We start from the raw sequence: 12,300 nt of genomic DNA on the forward strand, positions 1-12,300 counted from the left end.
TCTTCGAGCCGGCCGGAAGTTGGTGGCGCGAACCCCTCAGGCGGCGATGCGTTCGGCTGCCGCCTGATCGAATCGGCTCAGCACTGTCTCCGCCACCAGCCGGTGCGCGCCCAGCGGCGCCGCCATCTCGAGCCCGGCGGAATCCGCGAAGCGCCGCACGCGGTCGGGCAGGAGCCCCGGCGCCAGAAACCACGGCGCGACGACCACCCGTCGGGCGCCGCGCGCACGCAGCGCGTCGACGGCGTCGGCGAGCGACGGTTGCGGACGGGTGGCGAACGCGGTCGTCGCGGCAACCCACCGGGTGCTCTCGAGCAGCCGGGGCGCGACCTGCCGAGTGCGCGCGTTGGCCGTGGAATCGGATGACCCGATCGACACGATGAGCACGCCCAGCGTGTCGTCGAGGCGGGACGCCCCCAGCTCCATCACGCGCTGGCGCAGCACCGAAACCAGCCGCTCGTCCTCACCGAGGACGGGCGCCAACCGCACCCGCTCGGCCGCCGCGCACGCGTCGATCTGCCGCGGGATGTCGACGCGGGCGTGGTAGGCATTCGCCAGCAGCAGGGGAGTGACCACGGCTCGCCGGGTGCCGGCCAGGCCGTCGAGAACCTGCCCGAGGCTCGGGGCGTTCAACTCGCAGAACGCCAGCCGCACGTCCAGACCCGGACGCATGAGGGCCAGCCGGTCGGCGACTGCGCGCGCGTTGGCCGCCGACCGCGGGTCCTTGCTTCCGTGGGCGGTCAGGACAAGGGCGGTCACGACGCGTGCAGCCCGCATTCGGTCTTGGCCAGCCCCTGCCAACGACCGCTACGCGGGTCGGCGCCGTCGATGGGCTTGGCCGTGCAGGGAGCGCAGCCGATCGACGGATAGCCTTCGTAGACAAGCGGATTCACCAGCACGTCGTGCTCTTCGATATAGGTTTGCATGTCCTCGTCGGACCAGGTCGCCAGCGGGTTGACCTTCACGAGCTTGAACCCCTCGTCGAAGCTGACCAGGGGGGCGTTCGCGCGAGTCGGCGAGTCGGCCCGGCGCAGCCCGGTCACCCAGGCCGAATAGCCGCGCAGCGCCCTGCCCAGCGGCTCGACCTTTCGTATCCGACAGCACTCACTCGGGTTCCGGGCGAACAGATCCTTGCCCAGGAGCTTGTCCTGTTCGGCAACCGTGCGCTCGGGGGTGACGTTGACGACCCGGATGTCATAGACGGACTCGATGGCGTCCCTGGTGCCGATGGTCTCCACAAAGTGATAACCGGTGTCCAGGAACATCACTGGCACGCCCGGGCGCACCTTGGCCGCCAGGTCGATCAGCACCGCCTCCTGCATGCTGGACGCGACGACGTAATTGCACGTCGCCCACCCGCGTGGGCCGTTGACGCCGCCGAAATGCTCATCGGTCCAACGCAACAGGTCCGACGCGCTGGCGCCGTCCAACTCCGCCGCGCCCTTGGCGGCAAGTTCGCGCAGTTCCGCTTCGGTATACTTCGTTGCCGTTCCCGTCATCGCAGATCGTCCTCCCCGGCCCGCAGGGCCCACTGGGCGAAGCGTTCACCGTCGCTGCGGTGCTTGACAAAGTTTCGGACCACTCGCTCGATGTAGTCGCCCAGCTCGTCGCTCGTTACCTTGTGCTGGCGAAGTTTTCGGCCGAAGCCGCTGTCCAGGCCGAGGCTGCCGCCCAGGTGGACCTGGAACCCTTCCACCGACCCGCCCTCGCCGTCGTCCACCATCTGGCCCTTGAAACCGATGTCGGCGACCTGAATTCGCGCACACGAGTTCGGGCAGCCGTTGATGTTGACGGTGACCGGCACGTCCAGCTCGGAATTGATGTCCGCCAGCCGGCGCTCAAGCTCGGGGACCAAAGTCTGCGCCCGGACGCGCGTTTCGGCGAACGAGAGCTTGCAGTATTCGATGCCGCTGCAGGCCATCAAGTTTCGCCGCCACTGCGACGGCTTGGTGTGCAGGCCCAGGGCCTCCAGGCCGGCGACCACCTCGTCGACCTTGTCGTCGGCGATGTCGAGGATGACCAGCTTCTGGTAGGGGGTGAACCGGATTCGGTTCGAACCGGCCCGCTCGGCCAGGTCGGCGACCGCCGACAAGATCGTGCCCGACACCCGGCCGGCGATCGGTGCGGCCCCGATGGCGTTGAGCCCGTTCTTGATGCGCTGCACCCCGACGTGGTCGATTGGGTGCTTGACGGGCTCGGGGGCCGGGCCGTCGATCAGTGGGCGCTTGAGGTACTCGGTCTCGAGGACTTCGCGGAATTTTTCTACGCCCCAGTCCTTGATCAGGAACTTCAGTCGCGCCTTGGCCCGCAGCCGTCGGTAGCCGTAGTCGCGGAAGATCGACGTCACCGCCGCCCACACCTCAGGCACCTCGTCCAGCGGCACCCAGGCGCCGACCCGCTGGCCGAGCATCGGGTTGGTGGAGAGGCCACCGCCGACCCACAGGTCCAGCCCCGGGCCGTGCTCGGGATGGTTGACGCCGATGAACGCGATGTCGTTGACCTCGTGCACCACGTCCTGCAACCCGGAGATGGCGGTCTTGTACTTGCGCGGCAGGTCGGCGAAGTCGGGCTTGCCGATGTAGCGGCGGACGATCTCGTCGATCGCCCAGGTGGGGTCGAGCACCTCGTCCAGCGACTCGCCGGCCAAGGGTGAGCCCAAGATCACACGCGGGCAGTCGCCGCAGGCTTCGGCGGTTTGCAGGCCCACTTCGTCGAGGCGCCGCCAGATCTCCGGGACGTTCTCCACCTCGATCCAGTGGTACTGCACGTTTTCGCGGTCCGAGATGTCCGCGGTGTCGCGGCCGAACTCGGTCGAGATCTGCCCGAGGGTGCGCAGGGCGGTCGCCGAGAGGGCGCCGCCGTCGCAGCGAACCCGCATCATGAAGTACTTCGCTTCGAGCAGATCGGCGTTCTCGTCGCCGGTGAACGAGCCGTCGTAGCCCTGCTCGCGCTGCGTGTAGAGGCCCCACCAGCGGAACCGGCCGCGCAGGTCCGATTTGTCGATGCTGTCGAATCCGTCCCTGGCGTAGACGGTTTCGATCCGTTCGCGCACGTCAAGCGGTGCGCCGGCCTGCTTCATCTCCTCGTTGGGGTTGAGCGGCTCGCGATTTCCCAGGGCCCACTGGCCCTCATTGCGCGCATTCTGGGCCCGAGCGGGGCGGGCTGCGGTCATTAGGAAGGTCTCCTTGTCGGCGTTGCAGGCCTGGACGCGCGACGCACCGGTACCCATCGGCGGCGCAGATCCTCGCCAGCTTGGACGTACGGGTGGGCGGGTCTACGAGATCAAGGCAGACAGCAACAGCTGCAGACACGCTTGAGATCGATGTGCCGCCGGGTCACGAGCGCAATACGCAGACTGGACTGGGCGACGACCACGCGACCATTCTGCCATGGATGCGCGGCGGCCGCGCCACCAGGTCAAACTTCTCCTCATGATGATCGAAAATACGTAGCAAAGCTGGGTAATCAGGCAGACAAAGCCGATAATTGGCTGGCAAGGTGGCCATGCCGCGGGCCGTGGGATCATTTGGCATGACCCTTAGCGAGGCCCCGGTCGAGTTGCCCGCGCTGGAACCGACTCCGGGGCGGCCGTTCGGGTTGTACCTGCATGTCCCGTTCTGCATCACCCGCTGCGGCTACTGCGACTTCAACACCTACACGCCAGCCGAGCTGGGCGGGGTGAACCCGGACGCCTGGATGCTCGCGTTGCGGACCGAGCTGGAGCTGGCGGCCGCGAGGCTCGGGGGGCCGACGGTGGACACGGTGTTCGTCGGCGGGGGCACGCCGTCGCTGCTGGGCGGCCAGCGCGTCGCCACCCTGTTGAGCATGGTGCGCGAGAACTTCCCGCTGGCACCCGACGCCGAAATCACCACGGAGGCCAACCCGGAGTCGGCCTGGCCCGATTTCTTCGAGGCGATTCGCGGGGCCGGATACACGCGGGTGTCGCTCGGCATGCAGTCGGTCTCGCCGCGGGTGTTGGGGGTTCTCGACCGGATCCACACGCCGAACCGCTCGGCGGCGTCGGCCCGCGAGGCGCTGGAGGCGGGTTTCGAACACGTCAGTCTGGACCTCATCTACGGGACGCCGGGGGAGTCCGACGACGACCTGCTGCGGTCCGTCGACACCGCGGTGGAAACCGGTGTCGACCACGTGTCCGCGTACGCCCTCGTCGTCGAGGAGGGCACCGCGCTGGCGCGGCGGGTTCGCCGTGGTGAGCTGGCCGCACCGGACGACGACGTGCTGGCGCACCGCTACGAGCTGGTGGACGCCCGACTGGCCGAAGGCGGGATGCATTGGTACGAGGTGTCGAACTGGTCGCGTCCGGGCGGGGAGTGCCGGCACAACCTCGGTTACTGGAACGGCGGTCAGTGGTGGGGGGCAGGGCCGGGCGCGCACGGCTATGTCGGGACGACGCGTTGGTGGAATGCCAAGCACCCCAACACCTACGCGCAGCTGCTCGCCGACTCGGCCCTGCCGGCGGCGGGTTTCGAGCAGCTGGACGCCGAGGCCTCGCACACCGAGAACGTGTTGTTGGGAATCCGCCTGCGCGAAGGGCTTCCGTTGAGCCGGCTGGATGCCGACGAGCGCGAGCGCGCTCAGTCCGTGATAGCCGACGGGCTGCTGCTGGCGCACGGCGATCGGCTGGTGCTCACCCCGCGCGGCCGGCTGTTGGCCGACGGCGTGGTACGTACCCTGCTTGGATAACTCCCAGGGCCCGTCAGGTCCCGGGAAACCACTGCGCGACAACGCGGTTGAACTCGATGTAGAGCGGGATTCCCACGGTGACGGTGAACGAGAACGTCAGGCCCAGCGACGCCGCCAGCGGCAGCGTGGGGCTTGCCTCCGGAATTCCCAGCCGCTGCACCGCCGGCACCGTGATGTAGGACGCCGCGCCGCACAGCACTGCGAACAACACATAGGTGCCCGGCTGAAAGTGTGTGTCGGTGAGGTACGCATAGGCGTACGCGGCCAGGATGCCCAACGCCCCGAATAGGTTGGGCGCGAGCAGCCCGAAGAAGATGAACCCGCCGCCGGCGGACCTGAGGTCCGGCAGCTTGCGCGACGCCGTCATCCCCATCTCCAGCAGGAATAGGCACAGCACGCCCTGGAACGCCGCGACGAACAGCTCGTTCTGGTCGTGCACCACCTTCTGTCCCTGCAGTGCGCTGATGAAGCCGATGACTATGCCGCCGACGAGGAGGATGAGCCCGGGGTTGAGGAAGACTTCCTGAAAGATCGCCCGGCTGAGCAGCGGTGCCTTGGTGCGCATGCGCGGCTCGTCGTACCGCTGCGGGTGTTCGGTCTTCTCCAGCGAGAGTTCGAGTTCCTCCTCGATCCCGCGCTCGCCGGGGTCGTCCACGCTTTCCGTGTTCCCCAGCCGGGCGGCGGCGCCGGGGCCGGCCCTGCCGGGAGCCGTGTAGCCGGGCTCGTCCGGCATGAACCCGGCCTCGTCCATCCCGCGGTGGCGCAGCCGGGCCACCAGGTAGAGCGCCACTAGGCAGCCGGGAATCTCCATGAACGCCAGCGCGACCGGCATGTAGGCGTCGAAGGCGATGTGGACGGCCGTGAGGAACGCCACACAGGTGGCGAACGTGCCCGCCGAGTCCGAGCCGTAGTAGCCGGCGACCGTTGCCCTGTCGACCCGCCGCATCGGCGTCAGGACTTTCAGCAAAAAGTACGTGAGGCCGCCGATGACGAGGTTCAGCACGAAGCCGAGCGCCACGAAGCCGGCGATGTTATCGATGTCGGCCGGTTTGATCTTGGCCAGTTCTTCGCCGCCCTGCCAGCCGATGGCGACCAGCAGGTACATCGTCAGGCCCTGGTAGATGACGTAGGGAAACTCGAATCGAACCTTCAGGATCGGGATGAGGAACCCAAAGTAGAAGAAGAGCAGGAGCGGCTTGAACAGGTTGTGCGTGAAGTTCTGCCAGAACTCGTTGAGCACTGCGTGCCTCCCGGCGATTCAGTTCGGCTACGAGGGAAACAGCGGCCGATGCGGGGCGTCCACGAGCACCCATAAACATTGCGGACTTAGCTGAGTCGAGTCAACCCGCTTTTACGCATTGTTAACAACCGCGGGTCGGAAGCCGCGCCGTCTCGACATGCAACTGGCCCGCGATAGGGATCGCGGGCCAGTTGTCGGTCGGGAAATGCTGCGGCGCGCCGCGTTAGAACCAGTGGGCGACCAAGCGGTTGATCTCGATGTACAACGGGATGCCGATGGTGACGTTGTAGGAGAACGTCAAGCCCAGCGATGCGGCCAAGGGCAGCGTCGGGCTCGCCTCGGGGATCGCCAGTCGCTGCACCGCCGGCACCGCGATGTACGACGCCGCACCGCAGAGCACCGCGAACAACACATAGGTTCCGGGCTTGAAGTCGGCGTGGGCGAGCGACGAGTAGATGTGCGCGACGATGATACCCAGCGGCGCAAAGATATTCGGCGCCAGCAGGCCGAAGAAGATGAACCCGGGGCCGGCCGTCCTGAGGTCCTTCAGCTTGCGGGAGGCCGTCATGCCCATCTCGAGGAGGAACAAGCACAGGACGCCCTGGAACGCCAGCACGAAGAACTTGTCGTCGTCCGCGACCACCTTCTGCCCCTGCAGGCCGCTGACCAGGCCGATGATGATGCCGCCGATCAGCAGGACGAGCCCGGGGTTGAGGAACACCTCCTGGAAGAGCTCGCGGGAGAAGAGGGGAGGCCGCTTGCCCTTGGCGCGAGGGGCGCTGGGACCGGGCTCCCAGTCGGGGTGCTCCAGCTTTTCCAGCGAGAGCTCCAGCTCCTGGTCGACCGCGCGCTCGTTTTCGGCCGCCTCCAGGCTCTGGCCGTGCGGGGGGCGTGCCGCCGTGCCCGGCCCGACCGCGGCCTTCATCGGCGCAATGTAGCCGGGCTCGTCGGCCATGTTCCCCGCCGCGTCGACGCCGCGATGGCGAAGTCGCGCAACCAGATACAGCGCGACGAGACAGCCGGGAATCTCCATGACGGCCAGCATGACCGGCATATAGGCGTTGAAGGCGACGTTCACGGCGGCCAGGACGGCCACGCAGGTGGCGAACGTGCCGGCCGAATCCGAGCCGTAATAACCGGCGACGGTCGCCCGGTCGATTCTGCGTAGGGACGTCAACCAGCCCAGCAGCAGGTAGGCAAGGCCGCCGATGAGGAAGTTGAGAACAAACCCCAGCACCATGAATCCGACGATCACCCAGATGCCGGAGCTGATCTTGGCGAGCTCCTCGCCGCCGTGCCAGCCGATGGCCAGCAGCAGGTACATGGTGAGGCCCTGATAGATCACATACGGGAACTCGAACCGGACCTTGAGGACCGGGATGAGGAATCCGAAGTAGAAGAACAACAGCAGCGGCTTGAACAGGTTGTGGGTGAAGTTCTGCCAGAACTCTTGCAGCATTTGGTGCCTCTCTCAGTGATCCGTTGATCAGGGGAAGCACCGTCCGCAAGGGTGGCAACCGCGAACATCCCGAGATCGTGCAGAAATTTAATCCCGCCGTCCCCGCGTCGCCACTCGAAATGAGCCGGGAAACGCCCAGGTCATCCCGCCGGCGGCGCGATCCGCCGCTCTGCCGAAAAAGCGTCGTCACAGCGGCGCAGGTCGGCGCGGGCAATGGGGTCAAAGTCCGGATGTACTGTGACTTTTCTGTGAATGTACTGGGTGTGGATAACGTTTGGTGTCGGACGACTTAACGGGGGAAACCCGGCGCCCAATTCTGGCCACGCGCATTTGTCACACCTGTACCCGTGGGTCCCGAATTCGATACCGGCACCCGGACATGCCGGGGGCCGAGACTGTCCTCGTGCGGCCTTCGCACGGCAGGTTCGGCGGGCCTCGCGGGGATGGCCACCCGCCCGCGCGCAGGAACATAGGTTAGGCTACATTTACTTCGTGACCCAGCTGAGTGTCGAAGCGAGTTCCGCGCCACCGGCTATCCCGTTGCCACCGCACATCGACCCTTCTGACCTCGCAGCCCAGCTGGCGGCCGCCTTGCCCGAACGGTCGGGCGAGGAATACCTGCTCTACGAGCGCGACGGCGAATGGGTGCTCGCCAGCGGGGTTCGCGCAATGGTCGAACTGGACAGCGACGAGCTCCGCGTCACTCGCGACGGTGTCGTGCGGCGCCAGCAGTGGTCCGGACGTCCAGGGCCGGTCCTCGGCGACGCCGTCGACCGGATGCTGCTGGAAACCGACCAGATCTTCGGTTGGATCGCCTTCGAATTTGGCGTCTACCGCTTCGGGCTGCAGGAGCGGCTGGCGCCGCGCACACCGCTCGCCAGAGTGTTCTGGCCCCGTACCCGTATCGTGGTGAGCCGCCGGGGGATTCGAATGCTGGACGCGCCGGTCGGCCACCGCGACGCGGTGCTCAGACTGCTTGCCGACGGCGTGCCCGATGTGCGCGACGCCCGCGCGGTCGACGTCCGCGCCGACCGGTCGGGGTACCGAGAGCGGGTCGCAACGGCCGTCCGTGAGATCGCCGCCGGCGGCTACCACAAGGTCATCCTGTCGCGCTCCGTCCGCGTGCCCTTCGAGCTCGACTTCCCTTCGACCTACCGGCTGGGTCGTCGGCACAACACGCCGGTGCGGTCGTTTCTGTTGCGGTTGGGCGCAATCCGCGCCGTCGGCTACAGCCCCGAGTTGGTCGCTGCCGTGGGCGGCGACGGCGCCGTCGTCACCGAGCCGCTGGCCGGCACGCGGGCCCTGGGCCGCGGCGCGACGCACGACCGCCAGGCTCGTGCCGACCTGCAGTCGGACTCGAAAGAGATTGTCGAGCACGCTATTTCGGTGCGCAGCTCCCTCGAGGAGATCACCGAGGTCGCCGAACCGGGCACGCCGGCCGTCATCGATTTCATGACGGTCCGGGAGCGGGGCAGCGTGCAGCACCTGGGCTCGACCGTCAGTGCGCGCCTGCACCCGTCGAGCGATCGGATGGACGCCCTGGAGGCGCTGTTTCCGGCCGTCACCGCGTCGGGCATCCCGAAGGCGGAAGGTGTCGAGGCCATCCTGCGCCTGGACGAGGTGCCCCGCGGGCTGTATTCGGGCGCGGTCGTGACGTTTTCGGCGGACGGTGGGCTGGATGCCGCGCTGACGCTGCGGGCGGCCTACGAACGCGACGGCGAGACGTGGTTGCGGGCCGGCGCCGGCATCATCGAGGAGTCGCGGCCGGAGCGCGAATTCGAGGAGACCTGCGAAAAACTCTCCACCCTTGCGCCGTATCTCGTCGCCCGCGACGGCGCCTGACCCCGTCAAACGGCGTACCGGGCCGCCGCCACCGGCCCACTCTTCCCGCGTGGGACTTTCGGCCCTATTTCGGCGCGCCCGGGCGTGTCAGCTTTATGTAACCGGATGACACAGATACATTGCCTGTTACCTAACGGAACACATAGCTGGGAGCGCCACGTGTCCAAGTCCTTGACCAACCTGCAGCTACTCCACGAGCTCGAGCCCGTGGTGGAGACCTTGCTCAACCGCCACCTCGAGATGTTTAAGGAATGGAGCCCGCACGACTACATCCCGTGGTCGGACGGCAAGAACTTCTACGCCCTCGACGGCCAGGACTGGGAGCCCGGTCAGACTCGGCTTCCCGACGTCGCGCAGGTAGCGATGGTGCAAAACCTGTTGACCGAGGACAACTTACCGTCGTATCACCGCGAGATCGCCATGAACTTCACCATGGATGGCCCATGGGGTTACTGGGTGAATCGATGGACGGCCGAGGAGGCCCGGCACAGCACGGCGCTGCGCGACTACCTGGTGGTGACCCGCGCCGTGGACCCCGTCGAACTGGAGAAACTCCGCCTCGAGCAAATGACCAGAGGGTTTAGCCCGGGTCAGAACCACCAGGGGGACATGTTCGCTGAGAGCCTCTTCGACTCGGTGATGTATGTGTCGTTCCAGGAGCTGGCGACCCGCGTTTCGCACCGCAATACGGGCAAATTCTCGAACGACCCCATCGCGGAGCAGCTGATGGCCAGGGTGTCACACGACGAGAACCTGCACATGATCTTCTACCGCGACGTCAGCGGCGCCGGGCTGGACATCGCCCCCAATCAGGCGATGAAGTCGGTGCACAAGATCCTGCGCAACTTCAAGATGCCCGGCTTCACGGTGCCCGAGTTCCGCCGCAAGGCCGTGATCATCGCCGTCGGCGGCGTCTACGACCCGCGGATACACCTGGACGAGGTGGTCATGCCTGTGTTGCGCAAGTGGCGCATCTTCGAGCGCGAGGACTTCACCGGCGAAGCCGCGCGGATGCGCGACGACCTGGCCGTGCTGGTCAAGGAGCTGGAGGCGGCGAGCGACAAGTTCGAGGAATCCAAGCAGCGCTACATCGAGCGCGAGGCCCGCAGGACGGAGCGGATCACCGCGAGCAAGGTGCTGAAGACCGAGGGGACGCTGACGCTCAGCGGCCACTGACGGTTCACTTCACCTGCCGCAGATGCGGTTCCGGTTCCGCCGACCGCTCGAGGTAATCGGACAGGATTCGGCTGACCAGCGACTTGATGTTCGACTCGATCGATGACGCGAGCGTGGCGGCCACCGCTTGCGTGCGGAGCCGCACCAGCATGGTGATCAGCTCCGCGATCTCGGCATCGGCCGGCAGCGCCTGGCCGGGCTTGATGGGGTCGAGGATGCGCTCAGCCCCGGCCCGTACCAGCAGGTCGCTGATCTTGTCGATCTCGGGGACAATCTGTTCGTCCAGGCCGATCAGCTTGTCGAAATCGACGCAAACGCTTCGTCCAGTCGCCCCAAGTAGGGCGCCCAGTACCCGGCGATCATCCGGCTGTGAAGCTCGGCGTCGGCGCGTCGGCGCTCAGTTTGTTGGAGGGCCGGCGGCGCCTCCGGCGCCTCCGGTACCTCCGGCACCTCCGGTACCTCCGGCACCTCCGATATTGCCGGACGGGGCGTAGCCGTTGGACCCGGTACCCGGCAGACCGCCGGGTGAGCCGCTCGTGACACCGTGATTCGCGGCACCGCCCGTGCCGCCTTGAGCTCCCCCTCCGCCGGTGCCGCCGACGCCGCCTATACCGCTGCCCGTGCCAGTGCCGCCGACGCCGCCGGCCCCGCCGGTGCCGCCGGTGCCGCCGGTGCCGCCAGCGGCGAAGTACCCGCCGTTGCCGCCGCCACCACCGGCGCCCGCGCTACCGCCCAGGCCGCCTGTACCGCCGTTGCCGCCAATACCTCCGACGCCGGCGTCGCCGCCCCGACCACCCGTGCCGCCGACGGCGCCAGCACCCCCGGTGCCGCCAGATTGGAAATTTGTGTTCGTAGTGTCACCGCCGGCACCGCCGGCACCACCGGTGCCGCCGATGCCGCCGATGCCGCCGTTGCCGTTGGTGCCGGTGCCGTTGAGTCCGCTGCCGCCCTGGCCGCCGGCTCCTCCGTTGCCGGCGGCCGCACCCGCGGAGCCGGTACCACCGGGAGTCGTGGCGGCTGTGCCGGTGCCGCCGGCGCCTCCGTGGCCGCCTATGCCTCCGGTGCCTCCAGTGCCGGCGTCGCCGGCACTGCCGCCGGTGCCTCCGGTACCGGCAGCACCACCTGCGCCGGCGCTACCGCCGACACCGCCGGTGCCGCCGTTGGATCCCGCCACTCCCGTGGCGCCATCCAAGCCGGTGCCGCCGGCGCCGCCTACTCCGCCGTGGCCGCCGGTGCCGCCATTGCCGTTGGTGCCGGTGTCGTTAAGTCCGCTGCCGCCGATTCCGCCGGCGCCGCCGGAGGCGCCGTTGCTGCCGCTACCACCGGCTACACCCGGGCTGGTGCTGGTGACGCCTTGGGCGCCGTTCCCGCCGGTGCCGCCTTGTCCGCCGGTGCCGCCGGTTCCGGCGTTGCCGGTCGCGCCGGCGGTGCCGGTGCCGGTGCCGGCTGCGCCGCCTGCTCCGGCGGTGCCGCCGTTGCCGCCGATTCCGCCGGCGGTGGCGTCGGTGGAGCCGATGGTGGTGTCGGTGAATCCGGTGCCGCCTTGCCCGCCGACACCGCCGGCACCGCCAGTGCCGCCTGCGCCGTTGGTGCCACCAAGGCCGGCGGAGCCGCCGATGCCGCCGGCGCCGCCGGCGCCGCCGTTACCGCCGGAGTTGCCTGGTGCACTCGAGACAACGCTGGCAGCGCCTTGGGCGCCGTTTCCGCCGGTGCCGCCTTGTCCACCGGCGCCACCAATGCCGGCGTTGCCGGTCGCGCCGGCGGTGCCGGCTCCGGTGCCGGCTGCGCCGCCTGCTCCGGCGGTGCCGCCGTTGCCGCCGACACCGCCGGCGGTGGCGTCGGTGGAGCCGATGGTGGTGTCGGTGAATCCGGTGCCGCCTTG

9 protein-coding genes and 2 pseudogenes are annotated in these 12,300 nt (G+C 68.1%); 3 read left to right on the forward strand and 8 right to left on the reverse strand.

Features of this window, described 5'->3' with window-relative positions:
• Positions 1 to 36: 36 nt before the first annotated feature.
• The 4 genes from SKC42_RS19695 to SKC42_RS27805 all read right to left on the reverse strand — a co-directional run bounded on the left by SKC42_RS19695 (position 37) and on the right by SKC42_RS27805 (position 3,372).
• Positions 37 to 774: a sirohydrochlorin chelatase gene (locus tag SKC42_RS19695; protein ID WP_442932198.1), complete on the reverse strand. Its 738-nt coding sequence runs from the start codon at positions 772 to 774 to the stop codon at positions 37 to 39.
• Positions 753 to 1,496: a phosphoadenylyl-sulfate reductase gene (locus SKC42_RS19700; protein ID WP_330965948.1), complete on the reverse strand. Its 744-nt coding sequence runs from the start codon at positions 1,494 to 1,496 to the stop codon at positions 753 to 755. Before SKC42_RS19700 ends, SKC42_RS19695 begins: the two co-directional genes overlap by 22 nt.
• Positions 1,493 to 3,169 carry a nitrite/sulfite reductase gene (locus SKC42_RS19705; protein ID WP_330965965.1) on the reverse strand — a complete coding sequence of 559 codons (1,677 nt, stop codon included), beginning with the start codon at positions 3,167 to 3,169 and terminating at the stop codon, positions 1,493 to 1,495. Before SKC42_RS19705 ends, SKC42_RS19700 begins: the two co-directional genes overlap by 4 nt.
• A 110-nt stretch (positions 3,170 to 3,279) precedes the next feature.
• Positions 3,280 to 3,372, reverse strand: a complete 93-nt coding sequence (locus tag SKC42_RS27805) for an Ms4527A family Cys-rich leader peptide (protein WP_442932199.1) — start codon at positions 3,370 to 3,372, stop codon at positions 3,280 to 3,282.
• Between the two features lie 156 nt (positions 3,373 to 3,528).
• On the opposite strand from SKC42_RS27805, the gene hemW reads away from it, so the two are divergent.
• Positions 3,529 to 4,701 carry a radical SAM family heme chaperone HemW gene (hemW, locus tag SKC42_RS19710; protein WP_330965949.1) on the forward strand — a complete coding sequence of 391 codons (1,173 nt, stop codon included), beginning with the start codon at positions 3,529 to 3,531 and terminating at the stop codon, positions 4,699 to 4,701.
• Positions 4,702 to 4,714: 13 nt separating this feature from the next.
• Here hemW and SKC42_RS19715 read toward each other — a convergent pair whose 3' ends face one another.
• Positions 4,715 to 5,941, reverse strand: coding sequence for a sodium-dependent bicarbonate transport family permease (locus SKC42_RS19715; protein WP_330965950.1), 1,227 nt, complete (start codon positions 5,939 to 5,941; stop codon positions 4,715 to 4,717).
• A 223-nt stretch (positions 5,942 to 6,164) separates the two neighbouring features.
• The gene (locus tag SKC42_RS19720) at positions 6,165 to 7,400 is read right to left on the reverse strand and encodes a sodium-dependent bicarbonate transport family permease (protein ID WP_330965951.1); all 1,236 of its coding nucleotides are present in this window, start codon (positions 7,398 to 7,400) and stop codon (positions 6,165 to 6,167) included.
• Positions 7,401 to 7,892: 492 nt separating this feature from the next.
• Between SKC42_RS19720 and SKC42_RS19725 the strand changes: the two genes are divergently transcribed.
• Positions 7,893 to 9,242, forward strand: a complete 1,350-nt coding sequence (locus SKC42_RS19725; protein WP_330965952.1) for a salicylate synthase — start codon at positions 7,893 to 7,895, stop codon at positions 9,240 to 9,242.
• Between the two features lie 159 nt (positions 9,243 to 9,401).
• Positions 9,402 to 10,418, forward strand: coding sequence for an acyl-ACP desaturase (locus tag SKC42_RS19730; protein ID WP_330965953.1), 1,017 nt, complete (start codon positions 9,402 to 9,404; stop codon positions 10,416 to 10,418).
• A 4-nt stretch (positions 10,419 to 10,422) separates the two neighbouring features.
• Here SKC42_RS19730 and SKC42_RS19735 read toward each other — a convergent pair.
• Positions 10,423 to 10,740, reverse strand: a pseudogene (locus SKC42_RS19735) (MerR family transcriptional regulator); the annotation flags it as partial.
• 75 nt (positions 10,741 to 10,815) lie between these two features.
• Positions 10,816 to 12,300, reverse strand: a pseudogene (locus SKC42_RS19740) (PE family protein); the annotation flags it as partial.

This window comes from Mycobacterium sp. 050134 (genome assembly GCF_036409085.1).
In the GTDB taxonomy this organism is placed as follows: Bacteria; Actinomycetota; Actinomycetes; order Mycobacteriales; family Mycobacteriaceae; genus Mycobacterium.